Here is a 17,833-nt window from a genome sequence, read left to right on the forward strand (position 1 = left end):
ACCCCCGGCCGGCCGCAAGGCCACCCGCACCACGTACCACCCGGCGGTCCGGTCATCGAACCGCCGGACAGATCCCAGGAGTTGATGTTGTGATCACCTTGCCCGCCCGCAAGCCTCGGCGTGCGTCAGCGGCGGCCACGAGAGGGAAGCCGCTGCTTCTCGACCGGAGCCGGGCCAAGCGCCGGCTGGCGGACCACGTGTTCGACGTGCTCGTGATCGGCGGCGGCGTCACCGGCGCGTACGCCGCACTCGACGCGGCCTCGCGTGGTCTGGACGTGGCCCTGGTGGAGAAGGACGACTTCGCCTCGGGTACCTCCTCCAAGTCGTCCAAGATGGTGCACGGCGGCCTGCGCTACATCGAGCAGGGCAACGTCAACCTGGTCCGGCACTCGCTGCTGGAGCGGCACCGCTTCCGCAAGAACGCACCGCACCTGGTGCACCGGCTGCCCTTCCTGTTCCCGATCCTGGAGAAGGAGGGCATCTTCGACGCCCGGCTGGCCAAGGGCTTCGAGGGCCTGCTGTGGACCTACGACCTGGTCGGCGGCTGGCGGATCGGCAAGCTGCACCAGCGGCTGACCGTCGACGAGGTGCTCGCGCACGCCCCCACCTTGCGCGCGGACCACCTCAAGGGCGGGCTGATGTACTTCGACGGCCGCGCCGACGACGCGCGACTGGTGCTGACCATCGTGCGTACCGCCGCGGCCCTCGGCGCCACCGTGCTCAACGGCGCCAAGGTGGACCGGGTCCTGGACGAACGCGGTCGCGCGGCGGGGGCCCGGGTCGAGGTGGACGGCGAGCGGTTCGACGTACGCGCCTCGGCCGTGGTCAACGCCACCGGCGTGTGGAGCGACGCGGTCGACGGGATGGCCGACAGCGGCCACGAGCCGCAGGTACGGCCCGCCAAGGGCGTGCACATCGTGGTGCCGTGGAGCAAGGTCCGGATCGACTGCACGGTCACCGTGCCCATCCCGGGTCGGGCCCGGCGGGCGACGTGCACGCGCTGGGGCGACGCGGTCGTCCTGGGCACCACCGACGAGGACTACCGCGGCTCCGTCGACGACGTGCACTGCACGCGCCCGGAGATGGAGTTCCTGCTCGACGGCGCCAACACCGCGTTCGAGGGCAAGCTCACCCCGGACGACGTGGTCGGCAGCATCGGCGGGCTGCGTCCGCTGGTCGGCAAGAAGGAGGGCGCCACCCTCGACATGAGCCGCGACCACCACATCGCGGTCGGTCGCGGCGGCATGGTCACCGTCACCGGCGGCAAGCTCACCACCAGCCGGCACATGGGCGAACTGGTGATCGACAAGGTGATGCAGGTACTCGGCCGCAAGGGCCGCAGCCGCACCGCCAACCTCCCGCTGATCGGCGGCGCCGGCTACGACGCCGAGGCGGTGGCCGCCTCCGGCGGACTGGCCGCGCACCTGGGCGAGCGCTACGGCACCGAGGCCCGATTCGTCTCCGACCTGCTCGCCGAGGACGCCACGCTGGCCGAGCCGGTGGTGGCCGGCATGCCGTACATCCGGGCCGAGGTGGTCTACGCGGCCCGCTCGGAGCTGGCCCGCTCGGTGGACGACGTGCTCTCCCGGCGTACCCGCTCGCGCCTGTTCGCACGCGACGCGTCGGCCGCCGCCGCGCCCGAGGTGGGTCGCCTGCTCGGCGCCGAACTGGGCCTGTCCGCGGCGCAGATCGAGCGGCAGGTCACGGACTACCTCGCGGCCGTGCGGCACGAGAAGGCGGTTTTGCTCGGCGACTCCGAAACATCCGCGGCACCCGCGATGCCCCAGGCCCCCAGGGCGTCCGCCGGCACCGCCGCGCCCGCGAAACGCGCATGACCCGCGGCACGCACAGCTCTCGCGGCACCCGCCGCACCCGACGACTCGCCGGACCCGAAGGAGTACAGCAGTGATCAGCAGGCAGACCATCACCAACCCGTTCAACCGAGGCGACTACATCGTGGGCGCGCCCACCCCACCCAAATGGGCCCGCAACACCCCGGTCGGCGACGGCGACGCGTCGCTCCAGGGCGCCGTGGTCGAGGTCCCCGAGTCGGTGATCGCGGACCTGCGCGGCGTCGCCAAGGCTGTTTACACCGACCGCGCCGACGTGGTCACCCGCACCCGTGACTGGTGGGCCGGCACCATGATCGGCGAGACCGACGGCCGCCCGGCCACCCCGGACGCGGTCGTGGTCGAGGTGATCGACGCCGACCAGGTCGCCGCCGTACTGCGGATCTGCAACGCGGCCGGCGTCCCGGTCACCGCCTCCGCCGGTCGCAGCAACGTCACCGGCGCGGCCCTGCCCGTACACGGCGGCGTCGTGCTCGACCTGTGCGGACTGAACCGCATCCTCTCCTTCGACGCCGAATCGCTCGTCGTCGACGTCGAAGCGGGCATGTTCGGCGACCTGTTCGAGAAGGAACTCCAGGAGACCTACGGCGCCACCACCGGCCACTGGCCGTCCGCGTTCGCCGTCTCCACGGTCGGCGGCTGGATCGCCTGCCGCGGCGCCGGCCAACTCTCCACGCGCTACGGCAAGATCGAGGACATGGTCGTCGGCATCGACGTCGTGCACGCCGACGGCACGCGCGCCACCTACGGCGACTACCCGCGCGCCGCCACCGGCCCCGACCTGCGGCAGATCTTCATCGGTTCGGAGGGCACGCTCGGCGTGATCACCTCCGCCCGGATCCGGGTGCACCCGCTGCCCACCTACGCCAAGGCGCTCGCATTCGGCTTCGAGACCTTCGCCGAGGGCCTGGACGCGTGCCGCAAGATCATGCAGCGCGGCGCGACCCCGGCGGTGCTGCGCCTGTACGACAAGCTGGAGAGCGGGGTGCACTTCGACCACCCGGAGACCAACCTGCTGCTGATCGCGGACGAGGGCGACCCGATCCTGGTCGACGCGATGCTGAAGGTCAGCGAGGAGGTCTGCCTCGCGTACGGTCCCGAACTGGACAGCGACGCGGTGTTCGAGCGCTGGCTGAAGGACCGGATGCTGGTCGGCAAGTCCTCCGACGGCTTCACCCCCGGCCCCGGCTTCGTCGCCGACACGCTGGAGATCGCCGGGTCGTGGACGGCCCTGGCCGAGGTGTACGACGAGGTGGTCGCGGCGATCCAGTCGGTGCCGGGCACGCTGGCCGCGTCCGCGCACCAGTCGCACGCGTACACCGACGGGGCCTGTGTGTACTTCTCGCTGCGCGGCGACGTGGACCGGCCCAAGCGGCGCGAGTGGTACCGCGCGGTGTGGGACGCGGCCAACGAGGTGCTGATCCGCCAGGGTGCGGCGCTGAGCCACCACCACGGCTGCGGCCTGCTGCGCGGCCCGTACCTGTCGGCCGCGCTCGGCGCCGGCTTCGACACGTTCGTCAAGGTCAAGGAGACCCTGGACCCGGTCGGAATACTCAATCCTGGCAAACTGGGCCTTCCCAACCGCTTCGACGCGTGAGGCGGCCGAGACCCAGCGCAGGTAGGTCATGAACGCCAGTCAACGCCCCGCGAGCGCTCCCCGGATGTCCTCCGTGTTGTCGTCCGCCTTCGCCGAGGTACCGGTGATCGCCTCGATCATCGGACCCCAGCGCCTGCAGAACTTCCTCGGCGCGCCGGCCGAGGTGTGCATCCTCGCGTCCATCCCGGTCGGGCAGCTGCCGAACATCGTGCAGCTGCTCGGCAGGGCGGCCAAGACGGTGTTCGTCAACGTGGACAGTTGCCCGGGGCTGGCCCAGGACAAGGGCGCCCTGGAATTCCTCAAGACGATGGGTGCGCACGGCATGGTCAGCACCCGGCTGTCGCTGATGGAGAAGGGTCGCCCGCTCGGGCTGCTGACCATGCAGAAGGTGTTCGTCACCGACCGCTCGAACATGCGCCGCAGCACCGACGCCATCGCCCGCGGCGGCCCGGACCTGGTCGAGATCATGCCGTCGCCGATCGTGGCCCGGATGACCCCCGAGGCCAAACGCGCGATGTCACCGTTCGTCGCGGCCGGCTTCGTGGAGACCGCCGAGGACGCGGCCGCCGCGCTCGCGCTCGGCGCGGTCGCCGTGGCCACGTCCGACCCCCGGCTGTGGGACCTGCGCCGCGACCGGCTCGCGGCACTCGGGTCCCCCTCGTCTTCCTCTGTTTCGTCTGTTTCATCGGCAAGTAGGAGAAACACATCGTGAGTCATGTCGTCGTCGCCCGCTACCGCACCAACCCCGACACGCAGGAACAGGTCCTCGCGCTGCTCGACGAGATGACCCGACGTTCGCTGGCCGAACCCGGCTGTCGCGGCTACCGGGTGCACCAGGGCGTCGAGGACGAGCGCACGATCGTGCTGTACGAGGAGTACGAGGCCGAGGCCGACTTCACCGCGCACTGCGCCTCCGAACACTTCCGCGACATCGTGCTCGCCCGCGTGGTGCCGCTGTTGGAGAGCCGGGACGTCGTGCGGCTCACCCCCCGGGCCGCGGTCGAGGCCGCCCAGTGAAGGTCAACGCAGCCGTACTGCGCGGAATATCGCACGAGCGTCCGTACGGGAGGAGCCGGCCGGTCGCGATCGAGGAGCTCGAACTCGGCGACCCGCGCGAGGGCGAGGTACTGGTCCGGATCGCCGCCGCGAGCCTGTGCCACTCCGACCTGTCGGTGGTCAACGGCGACCGGGTCCGGCCGCTGCCGATGGCACTGGGGCACGAGGCGGTCGGCGTGGTCGAGGCGATCGGGCCCGGCGTGGACCGGGTCGCGCCGGGCGAACACGTCGCGCTCGTGTTCGTGCCCAGCTGCGGTCACTGCACGCGCTGCGACGAGGGCCGGCCGGCGCTGTGCTCGGCCGCCGCCGCGGCCAACGGCTCGGGCGGGCTGCTGCACGGGCCCGCGCTGTTGCGCGATGCCGCAGGCGATGTGGTGCACCACCAGCTCGGGGTCTCCGCGTTCGCCGAATTCGCGGTGGTGGCCCAGGAATCGGTGGTGCCGATCCCGCGCGACGTGCCGTTCGCGGTGGCCTCGATGTTCGGCTGCGCGGTGCTCACCGGGGCGGGCGCCGTGATCAACACGGCGGCGGTCCGGCCCGGTCAGTCGGTCGCGGTGTTCGGCCTCGGCGGGGTCGGGCTCTCCGCAGTGCTCGGCGCGCGGGCGGCAGGCGCGTACCCGATCGTCGCCGTCGACCCGGTGCCGGCCAAGCGCGACCTGGCACTGCGCCTGGGTGCCTCACACGCGTACGACCCGGCGGACGCGGTCACCGCGATCCGCGACCTCACCGGCGGCGGCCCGGACGTCGCGATCGAGGCGGTCGGCAGCGCGGCCGTGGTCGCGGACTGCCTGGCCGCGGTGGACCGGGGCGGTCGCGTGGTCTCGGTCGGTCTGCCCGCACCCGGCCGCACGCTGGACGCGGTACCGGCGTTGGCCTTCGCGGGCGAGGGCAAATCGCTGATCGGCTCGTACATGGGCGACGCGGTGCCGCGCCGGGACATCCCGCGCTACCTGGCGCTGTGGCGCGCCGGCCTGATGCCGGTCGAGCACCTGCACACCGCGACGGTGCCACTGACCGACCTCAACGAGGCGATGGAGGCCCTGGCCAGCGGGGAGGCGATCAGGCAGGTGATCCGGACGGGGGCGGACGTGGTGGGGTGAGCGGGATGGCGAGGGACCTACCGACGACGCGGGCTCCCCGGTCCCGACAAGCCGATATCGCCTCGGACACGAACCGATCCGGAGGCAATGGGTCTCAGGATCCGTTGTAGAGGCGTTCCGGGTCGACGAGTCGGAGGTCGGGGTTGTCGGTGGCGGCCGTGCGCAGGTCGTCGGTGAAGCCGTCGCCGCTGAAGCAGAGCAGGCGGGTGTGGGTGGCGTCGAGGCCGGCACGGGCGGCGAGGAGTTCGCGGATGCGTTCCGGGCGGGTCGGGTGGGCTCGCCCCATCCGCGCCTTCCACGTGGCCTCGCCGATGGCCGGGAGGGATTCGCGGCCGTGGTCGTCGCGGCCGAAGACGGCGACGTCGACCTCGAGGCTTTCGGTGCGGATGTGATTTCGCGAGCACTCGGGGTGTCGAGGACGGGCCGGGGCAGGCGAAGATGGGGGCATGATCCACTCAGCTGCCGATGATCGTTACGAATCGATGCGTTATCGCCGGGCCGGGCGTAGTGGGGTCGAATTGCCCGCCGTCTCGCTCGGGTTGTGGCACAACTTCGGGAACACCCAGCCCATGGAGGTGCAGCGGGCGGTGCTCCGGCGGGCCTTCGATCTCGGGGTGACGCACTTCGACCTGGCGAACAACTACGGGCCGCCGTACGGCTCGGCCGAGGCGAACTTCGGGGTGCACTATCGGGCCGACTTCCGGCCGTACCGCGACGAGATGTTCATCGCGTCCAAGGCCGGCTGGGACATGTGGCCGGGGCCGTACGGCAACGGTGGCTCGCGCAAGTACCTGCTCGCGAGTCTGGACCAGTCGCTCGCCCGGATGGGGCTCGACTACGTCGACGTCTTCTACTCGCACCGGTACGACCCGGAGACCCCGCTCGAAGAGACGATGGGCGCGCTGGACACGGCCGTTCGCTCCGGGCGCGCACTGTACGCCGGCATCTCCAACTACGGTCCGCAGGAACACCGCCGGGCGGTCGAGATCCTGCGCGACCTCGGTACGCCCGTGCTGCTCAACCAGTCGGCGTACTCGATCCTGGATCGCGAGCCGGAGCAGGGCGTGCTGGACGCGGTCGGCGAGACCGGGACCGCGCTGATCGCCTATTCGCCGCTGGCCCAGGGCCTGTTGACGGACCGCTACCTCGACGGCGTGCCCGCCGATTCGCGGATGGCGGTGGGCCACTTCCTCACCCGGAACGAGCTCACCGAGGAGCGACTGACCCTGCTGCGCGCGCTGAACAAGCTCGCCCAGGGCCGGGGACAGACCCTCGCGCAGCTCGCGCTGACCTGGATCCTGCGCGACGAGCGGGTCGTGTCGGTGATCGTCGGGGCAAGCAGCGTGGCACAGTTGGAGCAGAATCTGTCCGCCGTCGGGCAGCCGGATCTGACCGCCGCGGAGATCGCCGAAATCGACCGGCTCTGCGCCGCGCTCTGATCACCGCGCTTCGGTCGGAGCGCCGCCGGCCGCGATTACGCCTGCGCCACCGGGGACTTGCCCAGGTCCCCGGCCTCGATCGAGGACAGTGAGGCGACCACCGTACGGCCCGGGGCGGGCGCGATCGTAGTGGTCGAGGACACCGCGAGTACGGCGCACCCGGCGGCCTCCGCCGAGGTGACGCCGACGATGGTGTCCTCGACCGCGACGCACGCGCTCGGCTCGACCCCGAGCGCGGTCGCCGCGGCCAGATAAGGGGCGGGGTCGGGCTTGGTCCGCGCCACGTCCTCGGCCGCGACGGTGACCGCGAACCGGGCCGACCCCAACGCGTCCCGCACCAGGTCCACGACCCGACGCGGCGACGCCGACACGATCGCCACCGGCACCCCGGCGGCGGCCAGCCCGTCCAGCAGCGCGAGAACCCCCGGCAGCGGCTCGATCCGGGCCTCGACCCGGGTCGTGAACGCCGCGTCCAGCGCATCCGTCAGCTCGTGCACGCACGGCGCCTCGGCGACCACGTCGTGCAGGTAGCCCGCCGTGTGCCCGATCGCGTGCCCGACCACATCCGCCGCGTCCGTCTCCCCCAACGCGTAACCCACCCGCCCGGCCACGTCGGCGACCGCCTCCCACCACAACTGCTCGGTGTCGACCAGGGTCCCGTCCATGTCGAACAACACGGCGGCGGGCAAGACGGGGGACACACTGACTCGTTTCGACGGGGTGAGGCGAGGACGTCACGACCCTCTCAGCCCGACGTGAGCACAGTGCCACGACCAAGTTGCGCGCGCGTGAACGTGTGTGAACCCCCACCGGCACGGCGCGCGCGACCGGACCCGGTTCAGATCACCGCCGCGCGCAGGGACAGGACGTCGGGGAGGTGTTGGGCGATGCGTTCCCAGTGGTCGCCGTCGTGCCGGCCGCGGTAGATCTCGCCGCTGCGGGAGCCGAAGTACAGGCTGGTGTCCTCGGCGTCGTCGGTGCACATCGCGTCGCGCATGACGGCGGTCCAGAAGTCGTCGGGAAGGCCGTCGGCCAGGGCCGTCCAGGACTTGCCCGCGTCGTCGCTGCGGTAGACGCGGCATCGGCCGTCGACCGGGAAGCGCAGCGAGTCGGCGGTGAGCGGGACCACGTAGACGGTGTCCGGGCGACGCGGGTGGACCACGATGGTGAAGCCGAAGTCGGCGGGCAGGCCGTCGGCGATCGACTCCCACGTCGCGCCCGCGTCGTCGCTGCGGTAGACGCCGTGGTGGTTTTGCAGGAACAGCCGGTCGGGGCGGTCCGGATGCCGGGCCACCTTGTGCACGCACTGGCCGTACTCGGGATACTCGTTCGGCGAGAAGGTGACGTGGATACCGGTGTTGGACGGGTTCCAGCTCGCCCCGCCGTCCTCGGTGACGTAGACCCCGCCGGTGGACATCGCCACGATGATCCGCCGCGGGTCGGTGGGATGCGGCAGCACCGTGTGGATCGCCTGGCCACCGAAGCCGGCTCCCCAGTTCGGCCGGTGCGGGTGGTCCCACAACGCGCGCACGAGTTCGAAGGAGCGCCCGCCGTCCGCGGAGCGGAACAGCGCGGAGGGTTCGACGCCGGCGTAGAGCACGTCGGGTTCCGAGCGGGCGCCGGGCACCAGTTGCCACACCCGCTCGACCGAGGCGCCCGCGTCCGCCGGAAACCCGACCCGGCCCAGGTCCGGCTCGCGCCAGGTCGCGCCGAGGTCGTCGCTGCTGACCACGATCGGGCCGAAGTGTTCGTGGACCACGCCCGCCAGCACGCGCGGTGCGGACCCCCGGGTGTCGATCGCGACCGAGTACACGCCCGTCATCGGGTGGTGCGGCCCGGTGTACGCCCAGGACCCGTCGTCGTGTGAGCGACCGATCCACAGGCCCTTGCGGGTGCCGACGGCGAGCAGGACGGAATTCGTCATGGTGACCTCCAGGCAGCGTTCCGTACTCGGGGAACGCTACGCGGCTGCGGTGACAATCGCCCGATTCGACGCGATCCGCCCCTTACCGGCGCCGGCGTCACACCGATCGCCCCCGGGCACCCTGGCCGGCGGGCACGAACACTCTTCGGCAGGCTCGGTCTCGAACTCGGGCACGAAACCGCTCGCACCCGATCGCGTCGGCCGGGATCACCCTCGGCCGCTAGGGCAGCGGTCGTCGGCCGGCGAAGCCGAGGTCGAGGCGGTGGTACCAGCCGAGCCGACGGTCACCCTCCAGCCAGCACAACAGGACGGGTACGCCGTCCAGGTCGGCCGGGAAGTCCACGAGCAACGGCGCGAAGCCCTTGAGCTCCGCGCCGGTCTGCTGGACCTGGGTCATCAATTCGTCGAGCCGGGCCTGCATGCCCTTGAGTTCGGGCAGCCCGCCCAGGGCGCATCGCGCCTCGCCTCGCTCCAGTGCCACCGCGACCTCCGCGGCATCCGCCCGGACGGCGATCAACTCGTCGAGCACCGGCATCAGCCGGGCCAGCTCCGCGCGTGCCTCGTCGACCGTGAACAGACCCATGCGGCACAACCTCCCATGTCGTGCGCCGGCCGACGATGGCGCGCGCCGATGGTACTGCCGCGGCCGGCTCGCGGGGGCGTCGGTGCCCACGAGCAGGAGCGCCGCCTGCGAAGTGGGGCGGCACCCCGCGAACAGGTCAGCCGAAGTACCCGGTGTTCTCTTCCACCCCGGGAAAGGAGGCGTGGTTGGCGTGCACCCCGAAGACACCGCCGGAGGATTCCGCCCGGCCGGTCCGGTCCTGTTCGATCAGGAGGCCGTCGTGGCTTGTGGTGCTTGTTCGCCTACCGACCGTGATGGTGATCGCCACGACCAGCGCGATCAGGCCGACGGCGAAGGAGATGATCGTGATCACGGTGCCCCCTGCGGGTTTGCCCGGTCGGATGGATCGGTTGTCCTACATGATCCATGCCCGTTCCGGCCCCGACGACCCGTTTCCCGCGCAACGGGCCGCCAACGCCCGCAATCGGGACTCGTCGCCGTCCGTGGACGAGTCCAGCCGCAGGATCTCCTGGACGAAGCGGCGATTCGTCGGCCGGCAGCGAATCTCCTGGGCGGCCACGGCCTCCGCCTCCAAGAGCGCGCCGACCGCCTCGCCGCGGCGGCCGACCGCGGCGAGGGCGCGGGCGAGGTCGACCAGGTGGCGGGCCTGCCGACCGCGCGGGAGCACGCCGAGTGCGGCGGGGGTGAACCGAGCGGCGATGGCCCGCGCGTACTCGCCGAGCAGTACGTGGGCGGCGACCCGGTGCAGCGGCACGTGGATCGCGCCGGGGTCGGCCCGCTCGGCCGCGTCCAACAGGTCTCGCGTCGCGGACCGGTCGCCGAGCCGGGCCGTGGCCAGCGCCGCCCCGAGCCGCAGCGTGCGCAGCGCCGCCCGGCCCGCCCGGCCGCGGGCGTGCAGCGCCGAAGCCAGGTCCGCCTCCGCCCCGAGCGCGAACTCGACGGCGGCGCTCGCGCCTTCGTGCCCGACCATGGCGTCGGTGAGCCGGTGGGCCGCCCGGGCCAGCACCACCACATCGGCGCTGCGGCCGGCCGAGGTGACCGCCCGGTCGGCCGCGCGCCAGGCCAGGTCCGGCTCGCCGTACACGTGCGCGACGGCGGAGGCCAGGCCGAGTGCGGCGGAGCGCACGGCGGCCGGCGTGAGCGCCCCTTCCCCGGTGCTTTCGTCGGGCCCGCCCGCCGCCACCGTCGCGCCCGGGCCCACCCCCGCGGCCACTCCCCCGCTCGCCTCGGTGGTCGCCGCCAGAACCGAGGACACCACCCGGTCCAGGCACCCGTAGTCCGCCGCGGCGTACGCGGTCCACCCGTAGGTCAGCTCCCGCCGCAGCACCTCGATGTCGGCCGGGGCGGCGCCGGCCCCGACCACGAGCGCGGTGTCCGCCCGGCGCAGTACCGCGCGCACCGCGGCGAGCGGATCGTGGTCGTGGTGCTCGCGGTTCCGCTCGGCGGGCAGCAGTCGGTCGATCCCGATGTGCAGGACGAGCGCGGCCTCGGCGAGCACCGACAGGCGCGGGTCGGCCTGTCGGTGGCCGGCCTCCACGTCCTCCACCCAGCGCACGGACCGGCCCATCAGACGGGCGAATTCGGCCTGGGTCAGGCCGCGACGCGCGCGCCAGTAGGCGATTCGCCGGCCGATTCCGGGCGCCGTATGCATGTCGGGCCGCTCCTTTGGGTATTGCCGAGTGCGCGCCCGGTGACCGAGTCGCCACGCGCCGCCGCACGTTCGTCGTTGTGTGCCGTTTGTGCCGCACGGGCGGGAAGTTCCCCACGCACACTGCGTGGATTCTGTCGGGTGCCCCGCCGGTACCTTCGGCCGGGTCGCGGCAACCGCATTTCGGGCCGGGTTGCCCTTGCGGGAGAGTCGATGAGAAAACTGATGCGTGTCCCCGGGGTCGGTCGGACCCGAGCGGCTCGCTCGCGGCCGGGTCGTACGCTGTCCATCCGAACCCTGCTGGTCTTGCTGACCGTGGTGCCCTCGGTGGCCATGGTCGCGCTGTGGGGCATCGCCACCTACCGCCTGGTCGACCACGCGAACAACCTGGACAACGAGATCTCGGTGGACGAGCGGGCGGGTACGCCCACGTACAACGCGATGGTGAACCTTCAACTGGAGCGGCGGCTGACCGCGGCGTGGATGGCCAAGCCGGCTCCGGCGACGACCGAGGCGCTGCGGGCGCAGCGGGTCAAGACCGACGAGGTGGTACGGGAGTTCGTCGCCTTCGCGAACAGCGGCGCGCGGGAGACACCGGGGCACGTGGTGCGCCGGGCCCACGAGGTGGCGCCGCAGTTGGCCCAACTCGCCGACGTCCGCCGCCAGGTGGACACGACCGGCGCGGCCGGGCGGGATCGGTGGTTGGGCTACTACACGGAGCAGGTCGCCAACCAGATCTCCATGATCCAGGCGTTGGCCCAGACTTCGGACACCGATGTCACCCTCACGGGCCAGTTCGTGGTCATCCAGTTCCGGGCCGGGGAGGCGCTGGCGCAGGAGGACACGATGGTCACGTTCGCGCAGCCCGGCGGTCGGTTGACCCAGCCGGACTTCGCCGCGTTCGTGCAGAACGTGGGCGTGCGTCGGCACACCCTGGAGGACGAGGTCGAGCCGTTCCTGCCCGCCGCGCTGCGTCCCACCTACCTGGCGCTCACCGAAGGCCCGGCCTGGCGGAACCTGATCGCGATGGAGGACGCGATCATCGCGGCGGTCGACGCCCCCCGGGATCAGCGGGCCGCGGCCGGATCCGGGGTCGCCCTGCCGGCCGAGCTGGCCAAGTGGCGCGAGACGTCCGACCAGCTCGCGCTGCCCAACTCGGCCTTCGACTTCGCCCGGATCGATCAGCTCTTCGCGGCCGGTGAGGAGGCCATCTCGGACACCTGGAACCAGGTGTATCTGTTGAGCGCGATCGGCCTGGGCTTCGTGCTGATCGGCGCCCTGCTCTGTTGGCGGGTGACCCGTTCGGTACGGCTGCGGTTGTCCCGGCTGCGCGATGCCACGGTGGAACTGGGCTCGCAGCGACTGCCGGTGATCATCGATCGGTTGCAGCGCGGCGAACGGGTGGACCTCGCGGTCGAGGCGCCGGACGTGCCGGCGGGTCCGGACGAGATCGGCCAGGTGGCCTCGGCGTTCAACACCACGCAGCGAGCCGCGCTCGACGGCGCGGTACAACTGGCGCGCCAGCGCGAAGGTTTTGCCAAGGTGTTCGTCAACACGGCGTTGCGCACCCAGTCCCTGGTGAACCGTCAGATCGGTGAGCTGGACGCGATGGAGCGCCGCCACCAGGACCCCGAGTTGTTGCGCGAGTTGTTCACCATCGACCACCTGGCCACCCGCCTGCGCCGCTACGAGGAGAACCTTGTGGTGCTCACCGGCAACCGGCCGGGCCGGCGCTGGAGTCGCCCGGTGCGCATCGTCGACGTGGTGCGCGGCGCGGTCGGCGAGGTGGAGGACTATCACCGGGTCGAGGTGTATTCCGACCGCGACCTGCAACTGTCGGGGCCGGCCGTGGGTGGGTTGATCCACCTGCTGGCCGAACTCGTGGAGAACGCCACGACCTTCTCGCCGCCGGACACGCCCGTGCACGTGCGAGCGGTCTCGGTGGCCAAGGGCCTCGCGATCGAGATCGAGGATCGCGGTCTGGGCATGTCGGCGGACGAGTACGAGGCGACCAACCGACAGTTGGCCGTCCCGGTCAGCTTCGACGTGATCGCGCTCGCCGAGGACGTGCGGATGGGCCTGTTCGTGGTCGCCCAACTCGCCGATCGGCTCGGGGTGGAGGTGACGCTGCGGCCGTCGCCGTACGGCGGCACGCTGGCGATCGTGTTCCTGCCCGAGGAGTTGATCACCCGAAGTTCGGGTACGGCCGGCGAACCGGACCGGACCGCGGAGCCGTTCGAGCACGCGCTCGCGGCGGAGCCGGGGTCGCAGGCCGGGGCCGAATCGGCATCCGCCCCGGACCCGGCGGCCGGATCGGTGCACCCGTCCGAGGACGACACCGAGTCGCACTCACCCGGTCGGCAACACCCCGAACCGGTGGTGCGATCGCTGGACCGGGTCCCGGCCGCGCCCGAACCCGCCCGGCCCGCGGCGCCCACCCCCGCCGCCGCCGAAGAGACCACCGCAGACGGCCGACGCGCCCTGCCGCGTCGGGTCCGGCAGCGCAATCTGCCGATGCCGCTGCGTACCGAGTCGGCTACCGGAAGCGAGAGCGATCCACGAACCGGGTCGAAGCCCTCCTCACCGCGCGAAGCTGCGGCTACCTTGTCCTCGTTCCGGTTCGCGAGTCAACGAGCACGCGAGGCATCCGAACCGAGTGCGGACGGCGACGAGTCCGCGCTCGAGACCGAACCCGGAACCGGGACCGAGCCCGAACCGGGCCCGAACCCCGCCGCCGGAAGCACCACGCACCCTGGGGAACCGTCATGACGAACACGCACGATCTCGCCGGCGGCACGGCCACCACCGCAACCGACAGTCGCCTGGACTGGTTGTTGACCGACCTGGTCAAGCGCGTTCATCAGACTCGGCACGCGATCGTGCTGTCCGAGGACGGGCTGCTGATGAGCCGGTCCGAGACCATCCCGCGCGACGACGCCGAGCAGTTGGCCGCCGCGGCGGCCGGGTTGCAGAGCCTGGCGCGCAGCATCGGGCGGGGTTTCGCGGGCGGCTCGGTACGCCAGACGCTGGTCGAGATGGACGACGCCTTCCTCTTCCTCACCGCCGCCGGCAAGGGCGCGCATCTGGCCGTGCTGGCCGAACAGAGCGCGGACGTGGGGGTGGTCGCGTTCGAGATGAACATGCTGGTGAAGAAGGTCGGCGAGTATCTCGGAACTCGGCCACGCGGTGGTGAGGCCGGCGATCCGGCGGGCGGTCGGGCATGACGTCCCGGTGGGAGCAGCCCTGGGACGAGGACGCCGGCCCGCTGGTACGGCCGTACACGCTCACCCGCGGCCGCACCAAGGCCGTGCGCGACGCGGATCTGACCCTGATCACGCTGGTCACCACGGTCGCGCCGGAGGAGCCCGCGGGCCGCGCCCAGGCCCCGGACGATCCGTCCTCGGTCGCGCGTCGCAAGGCTCGGGACGGGCGCGGCCGGCAGCCCGAGCATCAACAGATCCTGGAACTGTGCCGGGAGCCACAGGCGGTCGCCGAGGTGGCCGCGCTGATCGATCTCCCGGTGAGTATCACCAAGGTGCTCGTCGACGACCTGCTCCGCGACGGCCTGGTGACCGTGCGCGCCCCGCTGGCCCTGGCCCGAACCCCCGATCCCGCCCTGTTGAAGAAGGTACGTGATGGTCTCCTTCGGCTCTGACCGGCTGCCCGAGCATGCGGCGGCGGTCAAGATCCTGATCGCGGGCGGGTTCGGGGTCGGCAAGACCACCCTGGTCGGCACGGTCAGCGAGGTACCGCCGCTGCACACCGAGGAAGTGATGACCGAGGTCGGTGTGGGCGTGGACGACCTCGCGGGCGTCGAGGCCAAGTCGCGCACCACGGTCGCGCTCGACTTCGGTCGGATCACGCTGTCCGAGGACCTGGTCCTGTACCTGTTCGGCGCGCCCGGTCAGGAGCGGTTCTGGTCGTTGTGGGAGGACCTGGCGATCGGCACGCTGGGGGCGATCGTGCTGGTGGACACCCGACGCCTGGACGCCGGCTTCGGAAGCATCGACTTCTTCGAGCGCCGGGGCATCCCGTTCGTGGTCGCGATCAACCGCTTCGACACGGCGGTGGAGTACACGGTCGAGGAGGTGCGCGACGCCCTCGACCTCGGCCCGGACGTGCCGATCCTGCCGTGTGATGTGCGCGTGCGCTCGTCGGGACGGGACGTGCTGTTGGCGCTGGTGGACCACCTGATGGCCGAGTCGTCGCCCGCGAACGCCGGACGGGCCGAATTCAGCCCGTCCGGCGCGTGAGCACGGGTGGGCCGCGGGCCGGCCCACCCGCCACACGTCACCGCACCGCGATTCCCGCGCGGACGCCGGCCGACCGGGCGGCCGAGGTGCCGAGCCCGCGCGGCCCGTACCGCACGCGGGGCACCGCCGGCGGCTCGGCCCCGACCCGCGCCGCCGGCACATTCGCGGGCCCGCGGCGGGCCGCGTGCCCGGGTGCGGTTCCGGCCACCTGCCGGGGAAACGGCACCAGCGGCTTCGGGTCCGCGTAGCGATCGCACTCCTGATGCCACTTCAGGATCGCCGCGTTCCAGTCGCCGAGCGCCGCCGCGTACCCGTCCAGTGCCGCCCTGGCCGCCGGGTCCAGAGCCAAGTCCTCGTACATCGCCGGGAGTTCCACGGCGACCACTCGCTCGAACTCACGCATCCTGGAGGTCATCAGGTCGTTCACGATCACCAACGCCTGGGCGAAGTCGCAACCGAAGAAGTTCTGCACCACCAGCAGCAGGTTGTGCAACTCCCCCTCGACCTCGATCTCCTTGCGGTAGGAGAACACGTCGTTGATCATCCAGCCGAAGTCGGCGGCCGAGTTCTCCATCGCCTGTACGGCGCGCGAGCGGTACGCCTGGTCCGGCACCACCTCGGCGTGGGAGAGCCGGGACAGGCTCTTGGTCAGGTCGGAGCCGAAGGTGCGACGGCGCATCTCGATGTAGTCGACCGGGTCCGGGATGCGATTGAGCGCCGTGTTGGACAGCTCCCACAGCCAACTGTCCATCATCTCCTCGATGGTGCGCCGGAACCGGCGGCGCGACGCGGGTGGCATCGGCCCGGCGGTGCGCGTCCACAGATCCGTCAGCGAGCGCTCGATCGCGTCCGCGGGTACCGGCGCCGGCTCGCCGTCGACCGGCATCAGCGTCTTGAGCCGCTCGGTGTACACCTTGGCGCCGGCCTGGTCGAGCGAACGCCCGAACACGATCGGGTAGTAGTCGTCGCCGTAGGTGCCCCAGGCCAACCATCCCGAGGCCAGGTCGAGTTGGTCCAGTGTCGCGTCCGGTGCGATGCCCGCCGCGCACAGCGGCAGGTCGAATCGACGCAACGCGTCCTCGTCCCAGATGCCCTCGCGGGTGATGCCCGTCCGCGCGGCCCACTCGACCAGGTTCTCCCGCGAGGTGTCCAGGTGCCGGTTCAGCCGTGGCGCGAACGGCAGATGGAAGTCGGGGATGTCGTACGGCTCGACCGGTTGGAACGGCACGTGCGTGAAGGCGCGCAGCCCGTTGTGCAACCCGGCCACCAGCCCGGGCAGGATCCGCGCGGCGGAGGTGCCCAGCCCCAGTGGTCCGGCCAGGACCCCGGTCACCGTCGGCACCGCGGGCCCACCGGTGGAACCGCCGCCCGCACCGGCCCCGTTCATGTATCGGCTGGAGCGCATGTGCCACTCGTGGCCGCCGGACTGCCAGTCCTGGAGTCCCTTGACGTACGCCATCACGTCCAGGCAGGACTGCGGATCGAGGCCGTGTTCGAGGAACAGCGGCGGGAGTTCGGTGAAAGTGGTGTGCTCGAACTGGTGCAGGCGCGAGGTGAGCAGTTCGTTGACCGCCTCGGCCGCCTCCTGTGTGGTGCAGCCGAGGAACTTCTCGAAGACCAGGATCGCGTTCGCGTTCTCGCCCTCGTTCTCCACCTCACGCTGGTACGAGAACACGTCGTTGCGCAGGTGTACCCCGTCGGCGAAGGTGTCCTTGAGCACCCGCAGCGGCCGCGAGGCCGCGATCACCGCGGGCACCTCGGCGTTCGCCGCGTACTCCACCAGGTTGGCCGACCACGGCGCGCCGCCGACCTTGCGGCGCATCTCGATGTATTCGACGGGGTTGGCGATCCGGCCCTCGTTGATGTTGGCCAGTTCCCACATCGACTCCTCCAGCAGCGCCTGGGTGCTCTCGGCGAACCGCTCCCGCCAGTCCTGCGACATGCTCGGCACGGTCCGCGTCCACAGGTCGGCCAGGCCCTCCTCGACCTGGTTGGTCGGCGCGGGGATCTCGGCGGTGGAATCGACCGGCATGAACGCGCGCAGGCGTTCGAGGTACGCCTTGGCGCCGGCCATGTCGTGGGTGCGTTTGAAGATGTCCAGGAAGTGGTCGTCGAAGAAGAAGACCCACACGTACCAGTCGGTGACCAGGTCCAACTGCGGCCCGGTGCAGTCGGGATGGGTGTACGCGCACAGCAGCGCGTAGTCGTGTGAGTCGAAGTCGCGCTCGTCCCAGATGTTCGAGCCCTCGATCATCCGCATCCGGCGGGCCCAGGTCTTGGAATGCTCGCGTGCGCCCTCCAGGTGAGGGTTCAGTCGCGCGGGATACGGCACGTAGAACTGCGGGAGTTCGAAGGGTTGTGGCATCGGTGCGCCCCTTTCGCC

At 71.6% G+C, this 17,833-nt stretch carries 17 protein-coding genes; 10 read left to right on the forward strand and 7 right to left on the reverse strand.

From position 1 onward, the window contains the following. Positions 1-89 precede the first annotated feature (89 nt). The 5 genes from A3IC_RS0110330 (at position 90) to A3IC_RS0110350 (ending at position 5,603) form a co-directional block, all read left to right on the forward strand. Positions 90-1,835: a glycerol-3-phosphate dehydrogenase/oxidase gene (locus A3IC_RS0110330; protein ID WP_020549983.1), complete on the forward strand. Its 1,746-nt coding sequence runs from the start codon at positions 90-92 to the stop codon at positions 1,833-1,835. A gap of 70 nt (positions 1,836-1,905) precedes the next feature. Continuing rightward, positions 1,906-3,447 (forward strand): FAD-binding oxidoreductase, encoded by a 1,542-nt coding sequence (locus tag A3IC_RS0110335; protein ID WP_020549984.1) that lies wholly within the window; start codon positions 1,906-1,908, stop codon positions 3,445-3,447. Between the two features lie 28 nt (positions 3,448-3,475). After that, the gene (locus A3IC_RS0110340) at positions 3,476-4,159 is read left to right on the forward strand and encodes a glycerol-3-phosphate responsive antiterminator (protein WP_020549985.1); all 684 of its coding nucleotides are present in this window, start codon (positions 3,476-3,478) and stop codon (positions 4,157-4,159) included. Further along, entirely contained in the window at positions 4,156-4,464 is a 309-nt protein-coding gene (locus tag A3IC_RS0110345; protein WP_020549986.1) for a putative quinol monooxygenase, read from the forward strand. Before A3IC_RS0110340 ends, A3IC_RS0110345 begins: the two co-directional genes overlap by 4 nt. Next, positions 4,461-5,603, forward strand: coding sequence for a zinc-binding dehydrogenase (locus tag A3IC_RS0110350; protein ID WP_020549987.1), 1,143 nt, complete (start codon positions 4,461-4,463; stop codon positions 5,601-5,603). The genes A3IC_RS0110345 and A3IC_RS0110350 overlap by 4 nt, the downstream gene beginning before the upstream one ends. Positions 5,604-5,697: 94 nt before the next feature. Here the strand turns inward: A3IC_RS0110350 and A3IC_RS0110355 are convergent, their stop codons facing one another. After that, the gene (locus A3IC_RS0110355; RefSeq protein ID WP_020549988.1) at positions 5,698-6,051 is read right to left on the reverse strand and encodes a hypothetical protein; all 354 of its coding nucleotides are present in this window, start codon (positions 6,049-6,051) and stop codon (positions 5,698-5,700) included. On the opposite strand from A3IC_RS0110355, the gene A3IC_RS0110360 reads away from it, so the two are divergent. Beyond that, complete coding sequence (locus A3IC_RS0110360) at positions 6,050-7,042, forward strand: aldo/keto reductase (protein ID WP_026218095.1); 993 nt, start codon at positions 6,050-6,052, stop codon at positions 7,040-7,042. The two genes, A3IC_RS0110355 and A3IC_RS0110360, sit on opposite strands and share 2 nt — an antisense overlap. A 35-nt stretch (positions 7,043-7,077) precedes the next feature. Here A3IC_RS0110360 and A3IC_RS0110365 read toward each other — a convergent pair whose 3' ends face one another. The 5 genes from A3IC_RS0110365 to A3IC_RS53545 form a co-directional block, all read right to left on the reverse strand. Further along, entirely contained in the window at positions 7,078-7,743 is a 666-nt protein-coding gene (locus A3IC_RS0110365) for an HAD family hydrolase (RefSeq protein WP_020549990.1), read from the reverse strand. A 137-nt stretch (positions 7,744-7,880) separates the two neighbouring features. Next, positions 7,881-8,966, reverse strand: coding sequence for a WD40/YVTN/BNR-like repeat-containing protein (locus A3IC_RS0110370; RefSeq protein WP_020549991.1), 1,086 nt, complete (start codon positions 8,964-8,966; stop codon positions 7,881-7,883). Between the two features lie 220 nt (positions 8,967-9,186). Further along, on the reverse strand, positions 9,187-9,549 hold the full coding sequence (locus tag A3IC_RS0110375) for a DUF2203 domain-containing protein (protein ID WP_020549992.1): 363 nt from the start codon (positions 9,547-9,549) through the stop codon (positions 9,187-9,189). 136 nt (positions 9,550-9,685) lie between these two features. After that, on the reverse strand, positions 9,686-9,901 hold the full coding sequence (locus tag A3IC_RS0110380; RefSeq protein WP_020549993.1) for a hypothetical protein: 216 nt from the start codon (positions 9,899-9,901) through the stop codon (positions 9,686-9,688). Between the two features lie 42 nt (positions 9,902-9,943). Beyond that, positions 9,944-11,200, reverse strand: coding sequence for a helix-turn-helix transcriptional regulator (locus tag A3IC_RS53545; protein ID WP_020549994.1), 1,257 nt, complete (start codon positions 11,198-11,200; stop codon positions 9,944-9,946). A gap of 210 nt (positions 11,201-11,410) precedes the next feature. Between A3IC_RS53545 and A3IC_RS53550 the strand changes: the two genes are divergently transcribed. The 4 genes from A3IC_RS53550 to A3IC_RS0110405 are packed head-to-tail and all read left to right on the forward strand — an operon-like array spanning position 11,411 to position 15,450. Beyond that, on the forward strand, positions 11,411-13,966 hold the full coding sequence (locus A3IC_RS53550) for a sensor histidine kinase (protein WP_158695891.1): 2,556 nt from the start codon (positions 11,411-11,413) through the stop codon (positions 13,964-13,966). Further along, the gene (locus A3IC_RS0110395) at positions 13,963-14,421 is read left to right on the forward strand and encodes a roadblock/LC7 domain-containing protein (RefSeq protein ID WP_020549996.1); all 459 of its coding nucleotides are present in this window, start codon (positions 13,963-13,965) and stop codon (positions 14,419-14,421) included. The genes A3IC_RS53550 and A3IC_RS0110395 overlap by 4 nt, the downstream gene beginning before the upstream one ends. Then, complete coding sequence (locus tag A3IC_RS0110400) at positions 14,418-14,852, forward strand: DUF742 domain-containing protein (protein ID WP_020549997.1); 435 nt, start codon at positions 14,418-14,420, stop codon at positions 14,850-14,852. Before A3IC_RS0110395 ends, A3IC_RS0110400 begins: the two co-directional genes overlap by 4 nt. Then, complete coding sequence (locus A3IC_RS0110405; protein ID WP_020549998.1) at positions 14,833-15,450, forward strand: GTP-binding protein; 618 nt, start codon at positions 14,833-14,835, stop codon at positions 15,448-15,450. Before A3IC_RS0110400 ends, A3IC_RS0110405 begins: the two co-directional genes overlap by 20 nt. A 37-nt stretch (positions 15,451-15,487) precedes the next feature. On the opposite strand, the gene A3IC_RS0110410 is transcribed toward A3IC_RS0110405, so the two are convergent. Further along, on the reverse strand, positions 15,488-17,815 hold the full coding sequence (locus A3IC_RS0110410) for a terpene synthase family protein (RefSeq protein WP_040876382.1): 2,328 nt from the start codon (positions 17,813-17,815) through the stop codon (positions 15,488-15,490). Between the last annotated feature and the right edge of the window lie 18 nt (positions 17,816-17,833).

It is taken from the genome of Embleya scabrispora DSM 41855, assembly GCF_000372745.1.
Lineage (GTDB): Bacteria > Actinomycetota > Actinomycetes > Streptomycetales > Streptomycetaceae > Embleya > Embleya scabrispora.